Raw genomic sequence first — 21,931 nt, 5'->3', positions numbered from 1 at the left:
CTCGTCGCCATCAGGCATAACCCGACCCTCAAAATCTTTCGTGATCGCCTCGTTCAGGCAGGAAAGCCTAAAATAGTCGCCGTCGTCGCAACCATGCGAAAGCTCCTGACAATCCTAAACGCCATCATCAGAGACAACAAACCATGGCAAAACGCTTGACATCAAAGACAGTCGCTCATTCCTGTGCCCCGGAACAAGCCCGAGGATGTCACAAGAATCCAGCCGACGCGCGTCTGCGCGGCGAAAAGACTCCCCTCAGCCCAAAGACTTGGGCTGGCTGGATTCCTGTGATGAGCACAGGAATGAGGGTGGGAGAGAGGGCGTCGCGGCCATTTAGGGATTGAGCCCGCCGGGCCGACGAGTTGGGGTAACCATGAGATATTCACCGCTGATCCAACGCTGCTCAACGAAAAAATCGTCTAAAACCCCATAATATTTTTCGCCATCGCGGCAAAAAATCGGCAAAAATGTGAAACGGTTTTGCATTCAGCAAAGTTTTACACGACGCTTGTTGCGCCTTTCGCTTATGCTGCGCTGTATTTGTTGCCCGGGAAAACGCTCTCGGGAAACACTTTTTCGATCGTATTCGGCCTCATTGACCAACTCTACTCAACCGGTAGAGTTAAGCCATCGCAATCAGGAGGGAATACCGATGTCCAAGCTTCTGTCCGGTTTGAGCGTTGTCGCGCTTAGCCTTTCACTGGCACTTGGCGGCGTTGGCTCGGCCGCCGCGCAGACCAAATTGCTCAACGTGTCCTACGATCCGACCCGTGAGCTCTACAAGGATTTCAACGAGGCCTTCGCCAAGAAGTGGAAGGCCGATACCGGTGAGGACGTCACGATCCAGCAGTCGCATGGCGGTTCCGGCAAGCAGGCGCGCTCGGTCATCGACGGTCTGGAAGCGGATGTGGTGACGCTCGCATTGCAGAGCGACATAGACGCCATCGTCCAGAATTCCGGCAAGATCAACAAGGACTGGCGCGGCCGTCTGCCGTATAATTCCTCGCCTTACACCTCGACCATTGTCTTTTTGGTGCGCAAAGGCAACCCGAAGGGCATCCATAATTGGGGCGATCTGGTGAAGGGTGACGTGCAGATCGTCACGCCGAACCCGAAGACCTCGGGCGGTGCCCGTTGGAATTATCTCGCCGCCTGGGCCTGGGCCAATGAAGAGTTCAAGGGCGATCAGGACAAGATCAAGGCCTATGTCGGCGATCTCTACAAGCGCGCCCCGGTTCTCGATACCGGCGCCCGCGGCTCCACGGTCACTTTCGCACAGCGCCAGATCGGCGACGTGCTGCTGGCCTGGGAAAACGAAGCCTATCTCGCCGGTCAGGAATTCGGCGCTGACGCTTTTGATATCGTCGTGCCGCCGATCTCGATCCTCGCTGAACCGCCGGTCGCCGTGGTTGACGCCAATGTCGACGCCAAGGGCACCCGCAAGGCGGCGGAAGCCTATCTGCAATATCTCTATTCCGACGAGGGCCAGAATATTGCGGCGAAGCACTTCTACCGCCCGTCCAACCCGGCCGTGGTTTCCAAGGATCTGCTCAAGCAGCTGCCCGATATCAAGCTCGTCACCATTGACGACCCGCAGTTTGGCGGTTGGGCCAAGGCGCAGCCTGAACATTTTGGTGACGGCGGCATCTTCGACCAGATTTACAAGCCCGCAAAGTAAGCGGATGATGGGCTGAAAAGAGATCGCCCGCGTCCGCACGGACAAAAGAAAACAAAAACCGATCGACCGGACACCGTGCCGGTCGATCCTTTATAATAAACGCCGGGGAACACCGGCTCCCAGAGAGCATTTCCAGGAAAAGCGGACCCCGGTTTCCTGTCCGGAAATGCGCCAAACTAAAGATTATCCGGAGCCTTGATGAGCAATAATACATCCGGAAACAGGTGGAAATGGCGGCAGTCGAGCGTCATACCGGGCTTCGGCCTGACGCTTGGTTACACAGTGACCTATCTGTTTCTCATCATTCTTATTCCGCTGGGCGGCCTCATCTGGTCCACGGCGAAACTGGGTTTTTCAGATTTCATTGCGATTGCCACGGATAGCCGCACGCTGAATGCGCTGCGCGTCAGCTTCGGCACGGCTTTTCTTGCCGCGCTGGTCAACGCGGTTTTCGGCGTCATCGTCGCCTGGGTGCTGACACGTTACCGTTTTCCCGGTCGCCGCTTTGTCGATGCCATCGTCGATCTGCCCTTTGCCCTGCCGACGGCGGTGGCCGGTATCGCGCTCACCACGCTTTACGCCAATCGCGGCTGGGTCGGTTCGCTGTTCGAACCCTTCGGTATCAAGATCGCCTTCACGCCGACCGGCATCGTTATCGCGCTGATCTTCATCGGCCTGCCCTTCGTGGTGCGCACGGTGCAGCCGGTCATGGAGGAAATCGACCGGCAGGTTGAAGAAGTGGCGGCGACGCTCGGCGCCAACCGTTTCCAGACCATCACCCGCGTTCTGCTGCCGAGCCTGACGCCCGCGATCCTCACGGGTTTCGCGCTCGCCTTCGCACGCGGTGTCGGGGAATATGGCTCGGTCATCTTCATCGCCGGCAATATCCCTTACGTCTCGGAAATCGCGCCGCTCCTCATCGTCATCCGGCTGGAGGAGTTCAACTATGCGGCCGCCACCGGCATCGCCACCATCATGCTGATCATCTCGTTTGCCATGCTGTTCCTCATCAATCTCATTCAGGCCTGGAGCCGCAAGAGGTACGGTTATGTCTGAGACCGCTTCCCGCACGTCCCCCCGGCCGTTCCGCGATCCCGCCAGCGAAAGCCTGCCTGCGCGGCTGGCGCTGATCGCCGTCGCCTTTCTGTTCCTTGCGGCCTTCCTCGTGTTGCCGCTGGTCTCGGTGTTCTTCGAAGCTTTCCGCAAGGGTGCAGACGCCTTCTGGGAGGCAATCGTCGAACCCGATGCGCTCTCCGCCATCCGCCTCACGCTGCTCGTCGCCGCCATTTCCGTGCCGCTCAACCTCATCTTCGGAGTCGCGGCCGCCTGGGCGATCGCGAAATTCGAGTTCAAGGGCAAGGCCTTCCTGATCACGCTCATCGACCTGCCGTTCTCGATCTCGCCGGTCATTTCGGGCCTGGTCTATGTCATCCTGTTCTCGTCCCACAGCGTGCTCGGGCCATGGCTGAAGAGTTACGGCATCGAAATCCTCTTCGCGGTACCGGGCATCGTGCTCGCCACCATCTTCGTCACCTTTCCCTTCGTCGCGCGTGAATTGATCCCGCTGATGCAGGATCAGGGCAATGGCGACGAGGAGGCGGCGATTTCGCTCGGCGCTTCCGGCTGGCAGACCTTCTGGTATGTCACGCTGCCCAATATCAAATGGGGACTGCTTTACGGCGTGCTGCTCTGCAATGCCCGCGCCATGGGCGAGTTCGGCGCCGTCTCCGTCGTGTCAGGCCATATTCGCGGCGAGACCAACACCATGCCGCTGCATGTGGAAATCCTCTATAATGAGTACAATATGGGCGCGGCCTTCGCGGTGGCGACGCTGCTCGCCGGTCTGGCGCTCGTCACGCTCATTCTCAAAACCATTCTCGAACTACGCTTTGGCGCGGGCAACGCAGCCGGCAAGCATTGAAAGGCATCTTCATGGAAGTGAAAGTTTCCGGCATCACCAAGCAGTTCGACCGCTTTCCGGCGCTGAACGACGTGTCGCTCGACATTCGTTCCGGCGAGTTGATCGCGCTGCTCGGTCCTTCCGGTTCTGGCAAGACGACGCTGCTGCGTCTGATCGCCGGCCTCGAACAGCCGACGCAGGGCCAGATTTTCTTCGGCAACGAGGATGCGTCCCACCGCACGGTGCAGGAACGCAATGTCGGTTTCGTGTTCCAGCACTATGCGCTGTTCCGCCATATGACGGTGGCCGACAATATCGCCTTCGGCCTCAAGGTGCGCCCCTCCGCCAACCGCCCGCCGAAAGCCGAGATCCGCAAACGCGTATCCGAACTTCTCGACATGGTGCATCTCTCCGGTCTTGAAAAGCGCTATCCAACCCAGCTTTCCGGCGGCCAACGCCAGCGCGTGGCGCTCGCCCGTGCTGTCGCCATCGAGCCGAAGGTCCTGCTTCTCGATGAACCCTTCGGCGCGCTCGATGCCAAGGTGCGCAAGGAGCTGCGCCGCTGGCTGCGCGAATTCCACGACCGCACCGGCCACACCACCGTTTTCGTCACCCACGATCAGGAAGAAGCACTGGAACTGGCAGACCGCGTCGTCGTCATGAGCCAAGGCAAGATCGAACAGGTCGGCACGGCCGATGACGTCTATGACACGCCGAATTCTCCCTTCGTCTTCTCCTTCATCGGCGAATCCTCCAGCCTGCCGGTGACGATCCGCGACGGCCATGTGCTGTTCCAGGGCGAAAGCATCGGCATTGATGAGGGTGGCACGGGCGAGGGCGAGCTGTTCTTCCGCCCGGAAGATGTGGTGCTGACGGACGAGAAGGACGCACTTTACGGCAAGGTCACCACCTGTCGCCGCCTTGCCGGCACCCGTATCGCCGAAATCGACATCGCCAATAACGGCCATGAACCCTATCACCTCGAAATCGAAGTGCCGCTCAACGCCGCCGTCGCCGTGGGCGCGGAACTGCGCTTCCGCCCGACGCGGTGGAAGGTGTTTGGCAAGAAGTAGGGGAGATGCGGCTGCGATTGGCAGCCGGTGGTTTGCGCCTATCCTCAGTTCCCCGTCATACCGGCCTTGAACCGGTATCCAGCCAGCCCAAGTCCTTGGGCTGAAAAGGCTGCTCTCGTCGCTCAGACGCGTGGCGGCTGGATGCCGGGTCAAGCCTGGCATGACGGAAGGGGCGTGTCACGCGTACAACGAGGCGTCGAATTTACAGCGCTGATTTATCCCACACTCTCATTCCTGTGCCTGTCACAGGAATCCAGCCGGCGCGCGTCTGCGCGGCGAAAAAGACTCTTCCCAGCCCAAAGACTTGGTCTGGCTGGATCTCTGTGACAAGCACAGAGATGAGGGAGGGTGATGCACAGAGATAAGCCAAGCATACGTACCCGCACATAACCCCAGAAACGGAAAAGGGCCGCCGAAGCGACCCTTCCATGAGTTTGGTCTTGTTTACAGACCCGGGACTGTTTCTCAACGTTCCGAAGGTAAGGCTCATTACGCCGAGGGCTGCCCCGTCGCAAAACCACCCTTTCCATTGCCTGCACCAGAGACCGAAATCTCACTAGACATTGGATCACCTCCTTCCGATACGTTGAACATAACTAGAAGGTAGTACGATTCGTCAGTAATGCAAGGGGTGTTGCTTTTAACCGCCGCTCGGCGACTATGCTGCATCTGCAGCATTCACGTCGAATTCGAAGTGAATGCTGTCATAGGCAAACTCGATGCCGGCCTCGTTCCGATCGATAATGCCCGCATGGAGGAGCGTCGTCACATCGCGATGAACTGCCTGCACATCCCGTCCAACCCGGCGGGCAACTTCGCGGATCGAGAGCGTTCCCTGTCCGGCAAGGGCCTTGATGATGGCAAGCCGCAGCGGCGCCAGAATACGGTGCAGATCCTCATAGCTCGAAAATTCGACGGATGGTTTTGCTTCCACCGGTTTTCCGGACATTGCCAGATTGCCAGCGGCAACAAAGCGGTTCTTGATATCCTTGATCGTGCTGAGACGTACCGTGAGTGCCGTCATGACAAAATCCTTTCCATATCCGCCTGAAATGCATCGAACAGCGCTTCGAGCGTGGTGAAGGGGATAGCATCTTCACGCCCGTCCATATGACGATGATCGCCCTTGCCGCGCTCATTGTCGTAACGCAGAACACATTCCCCTTTTATCACCAGCGCCAGCCGGTATTTGAAGGGATGGGCGCTGCCGGGAACGGGCTCGGGAAGATGCCACAGGACAACCTCGAAAAAGGCCGTCTCATCGATCACTTTACGGGGTTTCTCGAGCAGAACGGCCTTCATGTTGTTATTCATGACAACGCGCTAGCCCGTTGTCAATAAAAACAACGGGCGCGTTCAAAGTGTCACGACACCTTCATCACGATCTTGCCGATATGATTGCTGCTTTCCATCAGCCGGTGTGCGTCCACGACCTCGTCCAGCGTGAACACCCGGTTGATAACAGGTGCAACTTTTCCGTTTTCGATCAGCGGCCAGACCTGCTCGACAAGCTCATCGCGGATGGCGCGCTTCTCGTCCGCGGTGCGGGGGCGCATGGTGGAGCCGGTGACGGTGAGGCGTTTGACCATGATCGGTCTCAGGTCGACCTTCTCGGCTGTCGCACCACCCAGAAAGGCGATGATGGAGAGGCAGCCATCCTTGGCGAGTGCCGCAAGGTTCTTTTCGAAATAGGCCGCACCGATCATGTCGAGAACCACATCGACGCCCTCGCCGCCGGTTTCGGATTTCACGATTTCGGCGAAATCCTCCTCGCGGTAGTTGATCGCGCGCTTGGTGCCGAGTTTCACGCAGGCTTCGCATTTTTCCGCTGAGCCTGCCGTGGCATAGACCTCCGCGCCAAAGGCTTTGGCAAGCTGGATCGCCGTTGTACCGATGCCACTGGTGCCGCCGTGGATGAGCACGGTCTCACCTTCTGTCAGGCCCGCCATCTGGAAGAGATTGGCCCAGACGGTGAAAAAGGTTTCCGGCAGTGCGGCGGCTTTGACGGCATCATAGCCTTTGGGGAAGGGCAGGGCCTGCCCGGCGGGAACGGCGCAATATTGCGCATAACCGCCGCCATTGGCGAGTGCGCAGACCTTGTCGCCCGGCTTGAATTCGGTGACGCCTTCACCGAGTGCGACAACCTCGCCGGCGATTTCCAGCCCAAGGATAGGACTTGCACCTTTTGGCGGCGGATAGATGCCCTGTCTCTGCGCGACGTCGGGACGGTTGACCCCCGCCGCCTCGACCTTCACAAGGATCTCGCCCTTGGCGGGTTTCGGCAAAGGCGCCTGTGAGGGCCGCATCACCTCCGGGCCGCCATGGGACGGCAGGTCGATGAAGCGCATCATTTCGGGCAGGGTCTTGGTATCGGACATGGGCAGGGGCAACTCCTCACTAGTCGGCGTTACCTGAAGATGTAGGTCAGATGTGCGCTTGAGGGAAGGAGGCCGTTTGTCGCTGGTGTCAATTTGCCTCGCCGAATACCCTGACGACGAGGCCGCCTTCGTTTTCCTTCGCGGCCGCCTTGACGCCGGCAATCTCGCTGCCGATCCTTTCGGGATTGGCGATGATCGACCCCTTCGACAAGGTGAGGACGCCGATGGAGCAGCGCAGCAGCGCAAAGTCCCGTTCATTGCCGTTGCGGTCCTGGCCCTTCATGCATCCGGCGGCACGGTCTTCGTCGGAATAGAGCCCGGCGACGTCGTCGTGAAAATCGCTGAGCAGCCGCTCGAGGATTTCCGTCAGTTCCTCCACCGACCAGTCACGCACGCCGATGAAAAAGTCGTCGCCGCCAATATGGCCAAGGAAGCAGTCGCCGGCGAAGAAATAACGGCGCATCAGTGCCGAAAACAGGGTGATGGCGTGGTCGCCGGCGTTGAAGCCATATTTGTCGTTGAAGGGTTTGAAATTATCGAAGTCGCAATAACAAAAGAAGCGCGTCTCGTCGCCGTCGCTGCAGCTGTCGGCAATGAAGCCGCCAATCGCACGGTTGCCGGGCAGCGCCGTCAGCGGGTTCTGGTCCTGCGCCATCTTCAGCTGTTTTTCATTGATGACCTTGATGAGCGAGGCGGCGGAAACGATGCCAGCATAACGCATGTTTTCGGTCAGGATGATGCAGGCGCTGCCGCCCATGCTGGCGAACATGTTCATCAGCTGGTCCGCATCCGCATCGAGGCCGACGATCGGCGCGGGATCGACGAAATGGGAAATGGTGCGCTCATAAATCTTGTTCTTGAGCAGATCGCGGCCAAAGGGCCGGTAGATATATTCCTTGAGGTGATATTCGTTGATGACGCCGCGCGGTTCGCCATTGGCGTTGAGAACCGGGAAGAAAGCCTGCTGCGGGTTTCTGCGGAACAGTTCGAAGACGCTGTCGACGCTGTCATGTTCGAACACGGTGGGAAGGCGCTCGATTTCCCGGCGGATCAGAATCTCGTCCAGCGTCTGGCTGTTGCGCCGCGCCACGCCCATGCGGTTGAGGTGCGGAAAACTCTCGGGCAATTCGCTGGTGAAGACCGTCGGCTTGGCGATCAGCCAGCCCTGCACCAGATCGACGCCGAATTCGCGGCAGGAGAGGAATTCCGCTTCCGTTTCGATACCTTCCGCAATCACCCTGACGCCGAGAACATGGGCGATGTTGACGATGTTGCGCACCAGATGTTGCTTGCGGGGAAGATGGTCGATACCGGAGATGAAATGCCGGTCGATCTTGAGGTAATCAAGCGGGAAATCGCAGAGCAGCTTCATTTCGCCGTGGCCGGCGCCGAAATCGTCGATCGCCAGCTTGAAGCCTTCCTTGCGCATGCGGGCGATCAGCGACGTGAATTCCGGCACGCTGGTATTGTCGAACCGTTCGGAAAGCTCAAAGCAGATGGAGGAGGCGGGAATGCCCGCCCGGGCCAGATGGCCGACGAGCTTGTCGAGAATGACATCGCCATGCGGAATGAGCCGCACATCGAGATTGAGGAAAAGCGTGGCGGAGGAGAAGTCGGGCAGGGTGGAAAATTTCGCGAGCGCCCGGCTTGCCAGCATCTGCTCGAAGGCCTTCAGTTCGCCATCCTCGGCGGCCTGGTCGAGAAGCGCCAGCGGATTGGAAAAACCAAGCCGGTCATGGCCGCGCATCAGCGATTCATAACCGAAAATCGTGCCCGTCGTCGCCTCGACAATCGGCTGGAACGCCGTTTCCAGCACCAGCTTCGCCATGGGAAACATCTGCCCGGAGGCAAAACGCCTGATGACATCGTTCTCTAGCGCGACGGCTTGCATTTCTGTTCTCCGCTACTGTCCGTCCCCTTGATGGCTAACCCCCAGGGGATCCTGTCTCTTTTGCGGAGAACAATCGCAGATCACAGGTCAACAAAAGCTTTCACGACTATGAAGCTTTAATGAACGTTTTGTAACGGCCCCGTGCAATTACACGGGCCGCAGCGCCGGGTCTCATGCGCGGCGGATATGCCCGCTGTGAGCGGCATAAAGCTCCGCCACGTTCACACGTTCCCGGTCCGCCTCGACGGGCTGTGTGGACTTTGCGCCCGTGCCATGTGCGGCCGATGCCGCCCATAATCTCAGCGCTTCCCTCACAACCTCGCTGCCGGAAGCATAAGCCCCGCAGTTCACGGCTTCGCGCATTCTCGCTGCCTGTTCCGGGGAAATCGATACTGTTACCATTGGCATGATATCACTCCCTTAACCGTCGTGAAAATTCTGGCAGGCTTCATGAGAAGGCTGCCATTACGGTCTATGTGCGGGCGTTCTTGTGTTTTCGTCTGGCGCCGCTTCCAGCGAAATTTGTATCACCAGACACCCTAGCACGAAACGCGTCTCATTCCCAATTCGCAGTATATCACGGTTTAGTTTTTCCCCCGTGAGACCGCTGGGGCACGGAGATTCCAAGCCGCCTCGCGTGCTTCCTGACGATCATAGCGACGGCCCGCGGTGGAAAATATGATCCATCGCAAATCCGCGACATAAAATGGCGCATTTTTTATTGATTGATCAGTCAATCAAGAATAATTTGCCATCCATCAAGGAGACGCTTATGCCCAAGATCGGAATGGAGCCTCTGCGCCGCAAGGCGCTTGTGGATGCGGCGTTGCGCACCATAGGCCACCATGGTTCACTGAATGTGACAATGTCTGATATCGCCCGGGAAGCGGGCGTGTCGGCGGCGCTGGCGCATCATTATTTCGGCAGCAAGCAGCAGCTGCTTCTGGAAACCATTCGCAGCCTGCTGCGTGATCTCAGGCGCGATGCCGTGGCGGCGCTGATCCGCGCCTCCGGTCCGCGTGAAAAGCTGAGCGCCATCGTGCATGTCTCCTTCCAGAGCGATCAGTTCACGCCCGAAACGGTGGCGGCATGGCTCGCCTTTTACGTCGAGGCGCAGCGCTCGGAAGAAACGCGCCGCCTGCTGGTCATTTATTCCCGCCGCCTGCGCTCCAATCTCATGGCGAGCCTCAACCGGCTCTGCCCGCCCGACGATGCCGCACGCATCGCCGAAGGGGCAGCGGCGCTAATTGATGGGCTTTATATCAGGCACAGCCTGCGTTCCGCCCCGCTTGGCCTTGCTTCCGCGCCGGCGCTTGTCGAGGACTATTTCGACATGCAGCTCAAATCTTTTCCCGATGGACAGCGCGCCAAGCCGTCCATCCGCACTCTCTAGGAGACTTCGACATGACCATTGCGACACCGCTCAAGGCGCAGCCGAAAGCCTCGCATTTCATCGACGGGGATTATGTCGAGGACAATACCGGCACGCCGTTCGAGAGCATCTTCCCTGCAACGGGCGAGGTGATTGCAAAACTGCATGCGGCAACGCCGGCCATCGTCGAGCGCGCCATCGCCTCGGCCAAGCGCGCCCAGAAGGAATGGGCGGCGATGAGCCCCATGGCCCGCGGCCGTATCCTCAAGCGCGCCGCCGATATCATGCGTGAACGCAACGATGCGCTGTCCACGCTCGAGACGCTGGATACCGGCAAGCCCATTCAGGAAACCATCGTCGCCGATCCCACCTCCGGCGCCGATGCCTTCGAGTTTTTTGGCGGCATCGCACCTTCCGCGCTGAATGGCGATTACATCCCGCTCGGCGGTGATTTCGCCTATACCAAGCGCGTGCCGCTCGGCGTCTGCGTTGGCATCGGCGCATGGAACTATCCGCAGCAGATCGCCTGCTGGAAGGCCGCCCCGGCACTCGTCGCCGGCAATGCCATGGTCTTCAAACCTTCGGAAAACACCCCGCTCGGTGCCTTGAAGATTGCCGAAATTCTGATCGAGGCCGGCCTGCCCAAGGGTCTCTTCAACGTCATTCAGGGCGATCGCGATACCGGGCCGCTTCTGGTGAACCACCCTGACGTCGCCAAGGTTTCTCTCACCGGCTCGGTTCCGACCGGCCGCAAAGTAGCCGCCGCCGCTGCCGGGCATCTGAAACATGTGACGATGGAACTCGGCGGCAAGTCGCCGATGATTGTCTTTGACGACGCCGATATTGAAAGCGCCGTCGGTGGGGCCATGCTCGGCAACTTCTATTCCTCGGGCCAGGTCTGCTCCAACGGCACGCGCGTCTTCGTGCAGAAAAAGGCAAAGGCCCGCTTCCTCGAAAACCTGAAAAGCCGCACCGAGGCGATGATCCTCGGCGACCCCCTCGATTATGCCACCCATCTCGGCCCGCTGGTCTCCAAGGCCCAGCAGGAGAAGGTTCTGTCCTATATCGAAAAGGGCAAGGCGGATGGTGCCACGCTGATTACCGGCGGCGGCATTCCCAACAATGTCCCGGGCGAGGGCGCCTATGTGCAGCCGACCGTGTTCGCAGATGTGACCGACGACATGACCATCGCCCGCGAGGAAATCTTCGGGCCCGTCATGTGCGTGCTGGATTTCGAAGATGAAGACGAGGTCCTCGCCCGCGCCAACGCCACCGAATTCGGACTGGCCGGCGGCGTCTTCACCGCCGACCTCGCCCGCGCTCACCGTGTGGTGGACCGGCTGGAGGCGGGCACGCTGTGGATCAACACGTATAATCTCTGCCCGGTGGAGATACCCTTCGGCGGCTCGAAACAATCCGGCTTCGGCCGCGAGAATTCGGCGGCGGCGCTGGAGCATTATAGCGAGTTGAAGACGGTTTATGTGAGCACGGGGAAGGTGGACGCGCCTTATTGAGGGTTGGAGGGGGGTAAGCCCCACCCGAATACATTCATCGGAACCGAAGCCCCCAGTGGAGCAAACAATGCAAGCAGATTACGTCATCGTCGGCTCCGGCTCCGCAGGCTCCGCCATCGCCTACCGCCTATCGGAAGACGGCCGTTATTCCGTCATCGTCATCGAGGCTGGCGGTTCCGATTTCGGACCCTTCATCCAGATGCCGGCGGCGCTCGCTTGGCCGATGAGCATGAAGCGCTACAATTGGGGTTATCTCTCCGAGCCCGAGCCAAATCTAGGTAACCGCAGGATTACAGCGCCGCGCGGAAAAGTCATCGGCGGCTCGTCCTCCATCAACGGCCTCGTTTACGTGCGCGGCCATGCCGAGGATTTCAATCGCTGGGAAGAACTCGGTGCGCATGGCTGGGCCTATGCGGATGTGCTGCCTTACTTCAAGCGCATGGAACACAGCCATGGCGGCGAAGAGGGCTGGCGCGGCACGGATGGACCGCTGCATGTGCAGCGCGGGCCGGTCAGCAATCCGCTGTTCCACGCCTTCATTCAGGCGGGCGCACAGGCCGGTTTCGAACTGACGGACGACTATAACGGCTCCAAGCAGGAAGGTTTCGGCCTGATGGAGCAGACCATCCACAATGGCCGCCGCTGGTCGGCCGCCAATGCCTATCTGAAACCGGCGCTAAAGCGCGGCAACGTCACTCTGGTCAATGGTTTTGCCCGCAAGGTGGTCATCGAGAATGGCCGTGCCGTGGGTGTCGAGATCGAGCGCAGGGGTGGGATTGAAACCATCAAGGCCAATCGCGAGATCATCGTTTCAGCCTCCTCCTTCAACTCGCCGAAACTGTTGATGCTGTCGGGCATCGGCCCCGCCGCGCATCTGAAAGACATGGGCATCGAGGTGAAGGCGGATCGTCCCGGTGTCGGGGCAAATCTTCAGGACCATATGGAGTTTTATTTCCAGCAGGTCTCCACCAAGCCCGTCTCGCTCTATTCCTGGCTGCCCTGGTTCTGGCAGGGCGTGGCCGGTGCGCAATGGCTGCTGTCGAAAGGCGGGCTCGGCGCCTCCAACCAGTTCGAGGCCTGCGCCTTCCTGCGCTCCGCACCCGGTCTGAAACAGCCTGATATCCAGTATCATTTCCTGCCCGTCGCTATTTCCTATGACGGCAAGGCGGCAGCAAAAAGCCATGGTTTTCAGGCGCATGTGGGCTACAACCTGTCGAAATCGCGCGGCAACGTCACGCTTCGCTCCGCCGATCCGACGGATGATCCGGTCATTCGCTTTAACTATATGAGCCACCCCGAAGACTGGGAAAAATTCCGCCATTGCGTGCGCCTGACGCGCGAGATTTTCGGCCAGAAGGCCTTTGACGATTTTCGCGGGCCGGAAATCCAGCCGGGGGAAAACATCGAGACCGACGAACAGATCGACGCCTTTTTGCGCGAGCATCTGGAAAGCGCTTATCACCCCTGCGGCACCTGTCGGATGGGCGACAGGAACGACCCCATGGCCGTCGTCGATCCCGAATGCCGGGTGATCGGCGTGGAGGGCTTAAGGGTCGCCGACAGCTCGATCTTCCCGCATGTGACCTACGGCAACCTCAATGGCCCCTCGATCATGACCGGCGAAAAAGCGGCTGATCACATCCTCGGCAAAACCCCGCTGCCGCGTTCCAACCAGGAGCCGTGGGTGAACCCGCGCGCGGCCGTCAGCGACCGGTGAGGATCAATGATAGTCATCCTCGCGCTGGTGGCGGATCGCGAGGATTGTTACTTTCTCGGCACTTTCTATCTCAAAAAGAACGACATAGCCTGAGGAGCCAAATGGAATAAGAAACTCCCTCAGAAAGGGATTTTCTGCATCTACTTTCCGGCAGCTGAGCGGAAAATCCGCAAGTGCGGCAATTCCTTTTTCGATGGCCCTGTAGGCTCGCTTCGCCGCATATTTGTCCTGGCGAAGGAGATGTGCATAGAGGCGTGTTATATTGTCGCGCGCTCTGTCGGCAAGAAAAACCTGAAATGTCACTTGTCGTTGTCTTCAGCAAGCTTTTCGTCAAGCATAGCCTTCAGCTCTGCAAGAACGTCCTCGGCTTTGTGATAGACGCCCGTTCGCTTGGATTCTTCGCGCGCTGCAAGCCCCTGCTTGATGAACTCCGCCTGAGATTTACGGATTTCCACCTGCTTGCGCACGGCTTCTTCCATAAATGCCGAGAGCGTCTCGCCGTCCTTCAGCACGCTTTCGGCTGCCTCGCGAAAATCCGCTGTCACCCGCAGCGAAGGAATTGTTGCTGTTTTCATGGATCGTCTCTCTGCGTTGCAATTGCGATGCATAAGATCGGTCATCGGCAGTGATAAGTCAAATGCAAAACCTTGCAATCGCGGGCCTTGAGGCAGATAAACGGGCTTAACGTCTGCCGAACACCAATCACCGATCCGGATCGCCATGCCCGCCGATTACAAGAAGTTGAAGATGCTCCGCCGTTCCCGCGTCGTGTGGGGCTCCTGGCGGGTCTGGAAGCCGAGGGCGGTTTTCTGGGTTGGCGCGATTGCGGTCGGCCTTATCAGTGTCGGTTTTGCCTGGGCGGCGGATCGCGCCCAGTATCTTTTCTTTGCGGCTACATCCGTAGGCGAATGGGCATTTCTGCTGCCGCTGATCATCACGCCGCTCGGTTTCACGCTCTGCGCCTGGCTTGCAATCTCGGTTTTTCCCAATGCCGGTGGCAGCGGCATTCCGCAGGCAATTGCCGCGCGGCACCTGCGCGACGATGGAGATCGTTCGCGGCTGCTGTCGCTGAAACTCGCTTTCGGCAAGGTGGTGCTGACGGTGGCCGGTCTTCTCTCCGGCGCTTCCATCGGCCGTGAGGGACCGACCGTTCAGGTCGGGGCCTCCATCATGTTGCAGGCGGCCCGTTGGGGCGGCATGGCGCAGGCCAAGGGTCTCATTCTCGCCGGCTCGGCAGCCGGCATCGCGGCGGCTTTCAATACGCCGCTGGCGGGCATCGTCTTCGCCATCGAGGAAATGAGCAAGACCTATGAATCCCGCGCGAACGGCCTCGTTCTCACTGCCGTCATCCTGTCGGGCCTCGCCTCGTTGGCGCTGGTCGGCAGCTATACTTATTTCGGCACCAGTTCGGTCATGGCGAAAACGATGATGGACTGGCTGCTGGTGCTGATCTGCGGTGTTGGCGGCGGCGCATTCGGGGCGCTGTTCAGCGCCGGGGCCCTGCGTCTGTCCGCGCGTATCCGCCGTTTTGCCCAGACCATGCCGCTGAAGCGGATGCTGGCGGTCGCCGCCGCCTGCGGCCTTGCCTCCGCCGTGATCGGCATTGCGACAGGCGGAGCGACCTTCGGAACGGGCTACGAACAGGCACGCGCCGCAATCGAAGGCGAGGCCGCGCCAGCCTTCTTCTTCATCGAAAAGCTGGGGGCGACGTTTCTTGCCATGATGTCGGGCATCCCAGGCGGCATCTTCGCGCCGTCCCTGTCGGTGGGGGCGGGGTTCGGCAGCACCATGGCCGACCTGCTCGGCACCAGCATCGGTCTCGGCGCGATCGTCGGCATGGCGGGATATTTCGCCGGCGTGGTGCAGGCGCCGATGACGGCCTTTGTCATCATTCTCGAAATGACCGGCAATCACGAAGGCGTCATTCCCATCATGGTTGCGGCTATGCTCGGATATCTGACCTCGCGTCTTTTCTCGCGGGAGCCGCTTTATCACGGCCTGTCGCGCGTCTTCATCGCCCAGAGCATCCGCGCCCGGCGCGCCGCTCAGGCCAGCGAAACGTGACGGCTTACGCCCGGATTCCCGCGACGCCGAAATAACCGAGCCCCGGTATTTTAATTCCCGGCCGGCCGAAATCGATGCCGGCGACGAGGCCGAGGAAATTGACCTCGAAACCGCTGCGCGCGCCGGCTGAAACGCCGAACAGGCCGCCAAGCGAGACGCTCGCATCCTTCCAGTCATCGGCAATGTGATAAAACGCGCCGTCCGGCAGATAGTCGCGGCCGACCGCATCCGGCGGCAGCACGACGCCCAGTTCCGGCACGCTGCGCAGCACATGGGCGACGAAGGTGTTGGAGTTGGGGCCGGGATAGATGCGGTAACCACCCGGCTTGCCATAGGGATAGTCGGCAATGGCCTTCTCGATCTTCGGGATCAGCCGCTCGGCTTCCGTACCATGAATGGCAACCACCTCGCGCGGAACATTCGAATACCAGAAGGCATCCGCCGCATAGCCATTATGCCGGATAGGCGTGCCCCAGCCCACCTTGTCGTAGCGGTCATAGGTGGTGGCACCGGGTTTCTTCAGCACGACCCAGGCATGGCTGGCGACGGAACCCTTGAACCCTCCCGTCATGGCGGAAAAGACGTACACGGCCGCTTGCCCGTCTTTTGTGGCTTGCGGCAATATTCCGGAGGAAGACCAGCGTGCGCTGTTCCAGCCGCGTGGGTGGTCTTTCATCGCCCATAAGCCCGCCGAGGCCAAAGCCGGCAGCAGATAGATAACGGCAATCGCCAGCAGCAGACGTTTTGCGAATTTCACTGATAGCCCCGTGCATCGAAAAATCAATTGCGGTATCAACAACATAAAATCAGAATTTTTTGAGGCTGAGAGAATGAACAATTCCGTTACCGTCGAAGTGACCCGAGGCAATCTCGTCGAAAGCCGCCATCAGGGTCTTGCCGTGGTGGTGGATGGCGATGGTGGGGTGCTGTTTTCTGCCGGCGATATCGAGCGCGGCATCTTCCCGCGTTCCGCCTGCAAGGCCATGCAGGCGCTGCCGCTGGTGGAGAGCGGTGCGGCGGATGCCTATGGTTTCGGCAACCGCGAGCTGGCGCTGGCCTGCTCCTCCCATTCCGGTGAAGACGCTCATGCGGAACTCGCCGCTGCCATGCTTGCGAAAGCGGGCCGGGATGTCGACACGCTGGAATGCGGCGCGCACTGGTCGTCGGACCAGAAGACCATCATCCATCAGGCCCGCACGCTGGAAAAGCCGACGGCGCTCCACAATAATTGCTCCGGCAAACATTCCGGTTTCATCTGCGCCTGCTGCCACACCGGCACGGATCCGAAAGGGTATGTCGGTTACGATCATCCCCTCCAGCGGCAAATCCGTGCCACGATGGAGAGCCTGACGGGGGCGGCGCTCGGCCATGACAATTGCGGCGTGGATGGTTGCTCGATTCCCACCTATGCCGTGCCGCTCAAGGGGCTGGCGCATGGTTTCGCCAAAATGGCGACGGGCAGGGGGCTCGAGGCAGAACGCGCGAAAGCCTCGCGCCGCCTCTTCGAGGCCTGCATGGCGGAACCCTTTTATGTCGCGGGCACCGGCCGCGCCTGCACCAGGCTGATGCAGATCGCACCGGGCAAGATTTTCGCCAAGACCGGCGCTGAAGGTGTCTTTGTGGCGGCTCTGCCGGAAAAGGGCATTGCCATGGCGGTGAAATGCGAGGACGGCACCACGCGCGCGGCCGAAGCCATGGTCTCGGCATTGCTAGCCCGCTATTTTGATGAGGGCAGCGCTGAGCAGCAGGCTCTGACAGGCATGGCCAACCGGCAGATGCGCAACTGGAACGGCATCCATGTCGGTGATGTCAGAGTCGTCGGGCTGTAAAATCCGGCATCAAAAAACACGATAAAACCTTTGACGCCGCCGGTTGCCGGCACGATGATGGCTTGCCCTGCGCGTGATGGCCGACTCCCGGCCACCGGCAAGGCCCGGCGTCCGCAGCAAGAGGAAGTGGGCGCCTTCATTGTCCTGGAGGTCGCATATCCATGTTTACCCTGTTTTTCTCCCCCGGTTCCTGCTCCCGCGCCAGCCATATCGTGCTTGAGGAATCCGGCCTGCCTTACACGGCCCACCGCGTCAATTTCGCCGAGGGCGAACAGCGCTCCGAGACATTTTTGAAGATCAATCCAAAAGGCCGCGTGCCGGCGCTTGCCACCGCAAGCGGCGTGCTAACCGAGACGCCCGCCATCCTCGCCTTCATCGCCCAGATGACGCCGGAGAAGAAGCTCGCACCGCTTGACGATCCCTTCGAATTCGCGCTGATGCAGTCCTTCAACGCCTTCATCTCCTCCACCGTGCATGTCGCCCATGCCCATGGCCGGCGCGGAAGCCGTTGGGCGAGTGAGGATAGCTCGCTTGCAGACATGAAGGCCAAGGTGCCGAAAAACATGGGTGATTGCTTCGAGCTAATCGAACACGGCATGCTGCGCGGCCCATGGGTTCTGGGTACGGCCTATTCGGTTGCCGATCCCTATCTCTTCGTCATGTCCGGCTGGCTGGAAAGCGACGGTGTGGATATTGCCCGCTTCCCGAGAGTGCACGACCACTTCCGCCGCATGAACGACCGTCCGGCGGTGCAGCGGGCGCTGGAGGGTGAGAGGGGCTGAGCTTGCGATAGGCAAACAAAGTTCCAAGCTGGCTCCGTCGCTAACGTGCCTGCCTTCTTGAGAAGGGGCTCCCTTTCCCTCATCCCTGTGCTTGTCACAGGGATCCAGCCAGCCCAAGTCCTTGGGCTGAGAGGAGTCTTTCCGCCGCGCAGACGCGCGTCGGCTGGATTCCTGTGACGAGCACAGGAATGAGGGCGCAGAGAGTGTGCCGGCGGCGTTTTCTCTCGTTTACGCCGCCTCGGCCGCGCGCGTATCCCACATGGTCTTGAACGCCGTGCGCGCCTGGCAGCGGGTGAGCCAGGCCTTCACCGCCGGATGGGCGTCAAACAGCGGCTGGTGACCCTGCGCATAACGAACGATTTCCGCTGCATTGAGGTCGGCCACGGTGAAACGGTCTCCCACCAGGTAATCATGGGTGGCGAGATGCTGCTCCAGCACCCGGAACGGGCGCTTCAGCAGGCGGGCGGCAACATCGATCACCGCTTTGCCGCTGTCGCTTTCCGACAGGCCTTCGGCGATGGCGGAGGAAATTTTCAGCGAGTTGGTCTCGATTTCGGTTGCGGCAAAGAAAGACCATTGCAGCATCGCCGCATCTTCCTTCAGATCGACCGGGGCGAGCGGCCCGCCATATTTGCGCACCAGATAGAGATTGATGGCCATGGATTCATAAAGCACCATGCCGTCATCCTCGATGCAGGGAATGGTACCCATCGGGTTGACGGCGAGAAACGCGGGCGACAGCGTGTTGAGCGGCGCATCAGTGGCGAGCGGATCGGCAAGGCGGCGCGCCTGAATGACAGGCACATGTTTGAATTCTATGCCGAGTTCCCCCGCCAGCCACAATGTGCGCGTGGCGCGGGAACGGTAGACACCGTAAATCGTCAACATCGAAATTACCCCTTGAAACCTGTTCGATCGCGGCACGTTACGGTCTCGTCGTTTTAAAGTGAAGTTGTGGATGTCAGGTGCAACTATGATTTTTTCTGATCGGTGAGCACGTCCGCATCCGGCGAAAGCCGGTTTTCAAAACGGTCGATGAAGCGCTCGAACAGGCGGGCGAATGCCTCCACATCCTCTGCCGGCCAGCCATCCATCACATCCTCGATGACGCTCATCTTGGTCCGGCGCATTTCCTGTAAAAGACTGGTGCCAAGCGGCGTGATCTCGACGATGCTGCGGCGGCCATCCTCCTGCGAGACGCCCCGTTTCAGCAGGCCGCGCCCGACCATATCAGCAACGACACGGCTACCGCGCGAGGGATCGATGCGCATGCCCTCGGCAATCGCACCGACGGTGACATCGCCTTCGGCCCGGCGCAGAATATCGAGAACATCGATATGGGAGAGTTCGAGACCCGGAGCGAGCTTGGCAAGCGCCATGCGGCCGATGATGCGGCGGCCGATCATGATGCGCATGCGCGTCATCGTATTGCCGATCCGCTTGATGTCCTCGGGCAAATCCTCGTTCCAGTCTTCCTCGCTCGCCACGCTCCGCCGCTCCTTTCGATGCTGGTTTCCGATCACATTTAGCGCTGATAGCACAGATGTCAAAAACTTGACATTGACATATATGTGCTGATAGCACACAAATTGTCGCAGCAAAATCGCCGGAACTCAACGAGATTTTTCATGGATATGTCCACCGCCCCCGTGGCGCCGCTTGTGTCGGATCACCGCCGCAGGCTCATCGTCTTTCTGTTTCTGATGCTGGCCATGTTCATGGCCACCCTCGACAACCAGATCGTCTCGACAGCGCTGCCCACCATCGTCGGCGAATTCGGCGCACTGGAGCGTTTCGGCTGGATCGGCTCGGCCTATCTTCTGGCGACCAGCGCGGTCATGCCCGTTTATGGCAAGCTCGGCGATCTCTTCGGCCGCAAATATGTGATGATCGCGGCGGTTGTCATCTTTACGCTGGGTTCGCTCGCCTGCGGTCTCGCCTGGTCGATGGATAGCCTGATTGCCGCCCGCGTGCTGCAGGGGCTTGGCGGCGGCGGCATCATGGTGTCGATCTTCTCCGTTAATGCGGATCTGTTCGAGCCGCGCGAACGCGCCCGCTACCAGAGCTATTCCAGCCTCACCATCATGGCCTCGGGTAGTGTCGGCCCGATCCTCGGCGGCACGATGAGTGACCTGTTCGGATGGCGGTCGATCTTCCTCATCAACCTGCCGCTCGGCATTATCGTCATTGCAGGTCTGGCGCTGATGCTGCCTTACCGGCGCCCGGCGCGACAGCCGAAGATCGATTATCTCGGCGCGGTCCTTCTGGCGGCCACCATTGCCAGCGTAGTGTTCTGGGCCGATAGCAGCGAATTGTTCGGCTCGCTGATCGCCGGCCCCAGCCTCGGCATTATCGCCTTTGCCGTGATCGCCGCTTTCCTGTGGGTGCAGGTGGAGCGCCGCGCGCCGGAACCCGTCGTGCCGCTGCGCCTCTTCAAGGACAGCACTTTTCCGCTGCTGATGATCGTGTCGCTGACCAGCGGCGGCATCGGCATCGGCATGGTCAATTATTATGCCCTGTTCCTGCAAACGACCACTGGCCTTTCGCCCTCCCATGCCGGCCTGTTCTTCATCGCCGTCACCGGCGGCATCGTCATGGGTTCGCTTTCTGCCGGCCGGCTGATTTCGATCACCGGCGTCTACAAGCCTTTCTCTGTGGCGGGCCTCACCATCAATGTCCTCGTCATGCTGCTCTTCACGCAGATGCATGCCGGAACGCCGCTTTGGCTGATCGCGGTGCTGATGCTCGCGCAGGGTTTCGCCGTCGGCCTCGGCCAGCAGGCTCCCATCATCGGCGTGCAGAATTCCGCTCCCAAGGCCGATATCGGCGCGGCGAGCGGCGCGGTCACCTTGACCCGCATGGGTGGTGCCGCCATCGCCATTTCGGTCTATGGCGCGATCGTCTCGTCGAGCCTTAAAGGTGTCGCGATCGATATTCCGGGTGTCGGCAGGATCGAGGAACTGACACCGAAAATGCTCGCCGAACTGCCCGCCGCCTCCCAGGCCGCCGTCGCCTCGCTCTATTCGGATGCGTTTACGCCGCTGTTCTTCGCGGCCGCCGCCACTGCGGCGATTGGTCTTGCCGCGGCGCTGATGCTGAAACCGGTGCGCCTGCCCGCANGCCATCGCCATTTCGGTCTATGGCGCGATCGTCTCGTCGAGCCTTAAAGGTGTCGCGATCGATATTCCGGGTGTCGGCAGGATCGAGGAACTGACACCGAAAATGCTCGCCGAACTGCCCGCCGCCTCCCAGGCCGCCGTCGCCTCGCTCTATTCGGATGCGTTTACGCCGCTGTTCTTCGCGGCCGCCGCCACTGCGGCGATTGGTCTTGCCGCGGCGCTGATGCTGAAACCGGTGCGCCTGCCCGCAGCGGTTGAGGCGAAGCCGGCGGAAGCGGCGGGGGAGTAGGGACGATTGCACGAAGGTGTGTCGGTTCCCACGTGCACTTTCCTCCGTCTGCTCGCTCTTACCTCATCCCTGTGCCTGTCACAGGGATCCTGTGTATTGGAGTTATGGTATAAGGGTTGCGGGCGGAAGGCCGTCGGGGTCCTGGTCGATTGAGACCGTTTGCTGGCTTTGGCCTCCGCCCGCTCTTGATAATCCCAACCTGAACAGTTGACAGAGGCCGTGAGCGCGGACCTCGTAGCACAGGATGAGGCTTGCCATGGTACACCCTGTTTACATCGGATGCGACGTTGCAAAAGCACATCTCGATCTTTTCGACGCCGCAACC

At 60.1% G+C, this 21,931-nt stretch carries 21 protein-coding genes and 2 pseudogenes; 13 read left to right on the top strand and 10 right to left on the bottom strand.

From position 1 onward, the window contains the following. The 5 genes and pseudogenes from O8B93_RS27280 to O8B93_RS27260 form a co-directional block, all read left to right on the top strand. A pseudogene (locus O8B93_RS27280) lies at positions 1–159 on the top strand (IS110 family transposase); the annotation flags it as partial. Positions 160–652: 493 nt separating this feature from the next. Further along, the gene (locus tag O8B93_RS27275; RefSeq protein ID WP_269713015.1) at positions 653–1,678 is read left to right on the top strand and encodes a sulfate ABC transporter substrate-binding protein; all 1,026 of its coding nucleotides are present in this window, start codon (positions 653–655) and stop codon (positions 1,676–1,678) included. 198 nt (positions 1,679–1,876) lie between these two features. Further along, entirely contained in the window at positions 1,877–2,734 is an 858-nt protein-coding gene (gene cysT / locus O8B93_RS27270; protein WP_003509001.1) for a sulfate ABC transporter permease subunit CysT, read from the top strand. Further along, entirely contained in the window at positions 2,727–3,599 is an 873-nt protein-coding gene (cysW, locus tag O8B93_RS27265; RefSeq protein WP_269713014.1) for a sulfate ABC transporter permease subunit CysW, read from the top strand. The genes cysT and cysW overlap by 8 nt, the downstream gene beginning before the upstream one ends. Before the next feature lie 11 nt (positions 3,600–3,610). Next, positions 3,611–4,651: a sulfate/molybdate ABC transporter ATP-binding protein gene (locus O8B93_RS27260; protein ID WP_269713013.1), complete on the top strand. Its 1,041-nt coding sequence runs from the start codon at positions 3,611–3,613 to the stop codon at positions 4,649–4,651. 658 nt (positions 4,652–5,309) lie between these two features. On the opposite strand, the gene O8B93_RS27255 is transcribed toward O8B93_RS27260, so the two are convergent. The 5 genes from O8B93_RS27255 to O8B93_RS27235 all read right to left on the bottom strand — a co-directional run bounded on the left by O8B93_RS27255 (position 5,310) and on the right by O8B93_RS27235 (position 9,328). After that, positions 5,310–5,675 carry an HVO_A0114 family putative DNA-binding protein gene (locus O8B93_RS27255; protein ID WP_269713012.1) on the bottom strand — a complete coding sequence of 122 codons (366 nt, stop codon included), beginning with the start codon at positions 5,673–5,675 and terminating at the stop codon, positions 5,310–5,312. Next, the gene (locus O8B93_RS27250) at positions 5,672–5,953 is read right to left on the bottom strand and encodes a toxin-antitoxin system TumE family protein (RefSeq protein WP_269713011.1); all 282 of its coding nucleotides are present in this window, start codon (positions 5,951–5,953) and stop codon (positions 5,672–5,674) included. The genes O8B93_RS27255 and O8B93_RS27250 overlap by 4 nt, the downstream gene beginning before the upstream one ends. A gap of 62 nt (positions 5,954–6,015) precedes the next feature. After that, on the bottom strand, positions 6,016–7,029 hold the full coding sequence (locus tag O8B93_RS27245) for an NAD(P)H-quinone oxidoreductase (RefSeq protein ID WP_269713010.1): 1,014 nt from the start codon (positions 7,027–7,029) through the stop codon (positions 6,016–6,018). Positions 7,030–7,117: 88 nt separating this feature from the next. Further along, positions 7,118–8,920 carry a GGDEF domain-containing protein gene (locus O8B93_RS27240; protein ID WP_269713009.1) on the bottom strand — a complete coding sequence of 601 codons (1,803 nt, stop codon included), beginning with the start codon at positions 8,918–8,920 and terminating at the stop codon, positions 7,118–7,120. Positions 8,921–9,091: 171 nt separating this feature from the next. Then, positions 9,092–9,328: a ribbon-helix-helix domain-containing protein gene (locus O8B93_RS27235; RefSeq protein ID WP_173986434.1), complete on the bottom strand. Its 237-nt coding sequence runs from the start codon at positions 9,326–9,328 to the stop codon at positions 9,092–9,094. A gap of 364 nt (positions 9,329–9,692) precedes the next feature. Between O8B93_RS27235 and betI the strand changes: the two genes are divergently transcribed. From betI to betA, 3 genes are all read left to right on the top strand, one after another. Then, complete coding sequence (betI, locus tag O8B93_RS27230; RefSeq protein ID WP_010971178.1) at positions 9,693–10,313, top strand: transcriptional regulator BetI; 621 nt, start codon at positions 9,693–9,695, stop codon at positions 10,311–10,313. Between the two features lie 11 nt (positions 10,314–10,324). Beyond that, positions 10,325–11,806, top strand: coding sequence for a betaine-aldehyde dehydrogenase (betB, locus tag O8B93_RS27225; RefSeq protein WP_269713008.1), 1,482 nt, complete (start codon positions 10,325–10,327; stop codon positions 11,804–11,806). 67 nt (positions 11,807–11,873) lie between these two features. Then, on the top strand, positions 11,874–13,523 hold the full coding sequence (gene betA / locus O8B93_RS27220; protein WP_269713007.1) for a choline dehydrogenase: 1,650 nt from the start codon (positions 11,874–11,876) through the stop codon (positions 13,521–13,523). A 3-nt stretch (positions 13,524–13,526) separates the two neighbouring features. Here the strand turns inward: betA and O8B93_RS27215 are convergent, their stop codons facing one another. Continuing rightward, the gene (locus O8B93_RS27215) at positions 13,527–13,826 is read right to left on the bottom strand and encodes a type II toxin-antitoxin system RelE/ParE family toxin (protein ID WP_006312253.1); all 300 of its coding nucleotides are present in this window, start codon (positions 13,824–13,826) and stop codon (positions 13,527–13,529) included. Next, entirely contained in the window at positions 13,823–14,098 is a 276-nt protein-coding gene (locus O8B93_RS27210) for a YlcI/YnfO family protein (protein WP_006312252.1), read from the bottom strand. The genes O8B93_RS27215 and O8B93_RS27210 overlap by 4 nt, the downstream gene beginning before the upstream one ends. 145 nt (positions 14,099–14,243) lie before the next feature. Between O8B93_RS27210 and O8B93_RS27205 the strand changes: the two genes are divergently transcribed. After that, positions 14,244–15,587, top strand: coding sequence for a chloride channel protein (locus tag O8B93_RS27205; protein WP_269713006.1), 1,344 nt, complete (start codon positions 14,244–14,246; stop codon positions 15,585–15,587). A 4-nt stretch (positions 15,588–15,591) separates the two neighbouring features. Here O8B93_RS27205 and O8B93_RS27200 read toward each other — a convergent pair whose 3' ends face one another. After that, positions 15,592–16,344: a DUF3750 domain-containing protein gene (locus O8B93_RS27200; RefSeq protein WP_269713005.1), complete on the bottom strand. Its 753-nt coding sequence runs from the start codon at positions 16,342–16,344 to the stop codon at positions 15,592–15,594. A gap of 73 nt (positions 16,345–16,417) precedes the next feature. Between O8B93_RS27200 and O8B93_RS27195 the strand changes: the two genes are divergently transcribed. Then, the gene (locus O8B93_RS27195; RefSeq protein WP_269713004.1) at positions 16,418–17,416 is read left to right on the top strand and encodes an asparaginase; all 999 of its coding nucleotides are present in this window, start codon (positions 16,418–16,420) and stop codon (positions 17,414–17,416) included. 161 nt (positions 17,417–17,577) lie between these two features. Next, a complete protein-coding gene (locus O8B93_RS27190; RefSeq protein ID WP_269713003.1) occupies positions 17,578–18,198 on the top strand; it encodes a glutathione S-transferase family protein in 621 nt (206 codons plus the stop codon). 228 nt (positions 18,199–18,426) lie between these two features. Here O8B93_RS27190 and O8B93_RS27185 read toward each other — a convergent pair whose 3' ends face one another. Next, complete coding sequence (locus O8B93_RS27185) at positions 18,427–19,086, bottom strand: glutathione S-transferase family protein (RefSeq protein ID WP_269713002.1); 660 nt, start codon at positions 19,084–19,086, stop codon at positions 18,427–18,429. Positions 19,087–19,169: 83 nt separating this feature from the next. Further along, positions 19,170–19,685, bottom strand: a complete 516-nt coding sequence (locus O8B93_RS27180) for a MarR family winged helix-turn-helix transcriptional regulator (protein WP_269713001.1) — start codon at positions 19,683–19,685, stop codon at positions 19,170–19,172. Between the two features lie 141 nt (positions 19,686–19,826). Here O8B93_RS27180 and O8B93_RS27175 point away from each other — a divergent pair, with 141 nt between their 5' ends. Continuing rightward, positions 19,827–21,365 carry an MDR family MFS transporter gene (locus O8B93_RS27175; protein WP_269713000.1) on the top strand — a complete coding sequence of 513 codons (1,539 nt, stop codon included), beginning with the start codon at positions 19,827–19,829 and terminating at the stop codon, positions 21,363–21,365. Then, a pseudogene (locus tag O8B93_RS27170) lies at positions 21,319–21,606 on the top strand (MDR family MFS transporter); the annotation flags it as partial. The gene O8B93_RS27175 and the pseudogene O8B93_RS27170, both read left to right, overlap by 47 nt. Between the last annotated feature and the right edge of the window lie 325 nt (positions 21,607–21,931).

The sequence above is a fragment of the Martinezella rhizogenes genome (assembly GCF_027460065.1).
Lineage (GTDB): Bacteria > Pseudomonadota > Alphaproteobacteria > Rhizobiales > Rhizobiaceae > Agrobacterium > Agrobacterium rhizogenes_C.
This window is presented reverse-complemented; position numbering and strand designations above follow the sequence as displayed.

What these genes read in the sequence shown, in the direction of transcription:
- O8B93_RS27275 (WP_269713015.1), top strand. Translation starts at nt 653, where the DNA reads ATGTCCAAGCTTCTGTCCGGTTTGAGCGTTGTCGCGCTTAGCCTTTCA.
- cysT (WP_003509001.1), top strand. Translation starts at nt 1,877, where the DNA reads ATGAGCAATAATACATCCGGAAACAGGTGGAAATGGCGGCAGTCGAGC.
- cysW (WP_269713014.1), top strand. Translation starts at nt 2,727, where the DNA reads ATGTCTGAGACCGCTTCCCGCACGTCCCCCCGGCCGTTCCGCGATCCC.
- O8B93_RS27260 (WP_269713013.1), top strand. Translation starts at nt 3,611, where the DNA reads ATGGAAGTGAAAGTTTCCGGCATCACCAAGCAGTTCGACCGCTTTCCG.
- O8B93_RS27255 (WP_269713012.1), bottom strand. Translation starts at nt 5,675, where the DNA reads ATGACGGCACTCACGGTACGTCTCAGCACGATCAAGGATATCAAGAAC.
- O8B93_RS27250 (WP_269713011.1), bottom strand. Translation starts at nt 5,953, where the DNA reads ATGAAGGCCGTTCTGCTCGAGAAACCCCGTAAAGTGATCGATGAGACG.
- O8B93_RS27245 (WP_269713010.1), bottom strand. Translation starts at nt 7,029, where the DNA reads ATGTCCGATACCAAGACCCTGCCCGAAATGATGCGCTTCATCGACCTG.
- O8B93_RS27240 (WP_269713009.1), bottom strand. Translation starts at nt 8,920, where the DNA reads ATGCAAGCCGTCGCGCTAGAGAACGATGTCATCAGGCGTTTTGCCTCC.
- O8B93_RS27235 (WP_173986434.1), bottom strand. Translation starts at nt 9,328, where the DNA reads ATGCCAATGGTAACAGTATCGATTTCCCCGGAACAGGCAGCGAGAATG.
- betI (WP_010971178.1), top strand. Translation starts at nt 9,693, where the DNA reads ATGCCCAAGATCGGAATGGAGCCTCTGCGCCGCAAGGCGCTTGTGGAT.
- betB (WP_269713008.1), top strand. Translation starts at nt 10,325, where the DNA reads ATGACCATTGCGACACCGCTCAAGGCGCAGCCGAAAGCCTCGCATTTC.
- betA (WP_269713007.1), top strand. Translation starts at nt 11,874, where the DNA reads ATGCAAGCAGATTACGTCATCGTCGGCTCCGGCTCCGCAGGCTCCGCC.
- O8B93_RS27210 (WP_006312252.1), bottom strand. Translation starts at nt 14,098, where the DNA reads ATGAAAACAGCAACAATTCCTTCGCTGCGGGTGACAGCGGATTTTCGC.
- O8B93_RS27205 (WP_269713006.1), top strand. Translation starts at nt 14,244, where the DNA reads ATGCCCGCCGATTACAAGAAGTTGAAGATGCTCCGCCGTTCCCGCGTC.
- O8B93_RS27195 (WP_269713004.1), top strand. Translation starts at nt 16,418, where the DNA reads ATGAACAATTCCGTTACCGTCGAAGTGACCCGAGGCAATCTCGTCGAA.
- O8B93_RS27190 (WP_269713003.1), top strand. Translation starts at nt 17,578, where the DNA reads ATGTTTACCCTGTTTTTCTCCCCCGGTTCCTGCTCCCGCGCCAGCCAT.
- O8B93_RS27185 (WP_269713002.1), bottom strand. Translation starts at nt 19,086, where the DNA reads ATGTTGACGATTTACGGTGTCTACCGTTCCCGCGCCACGCGCACATTG.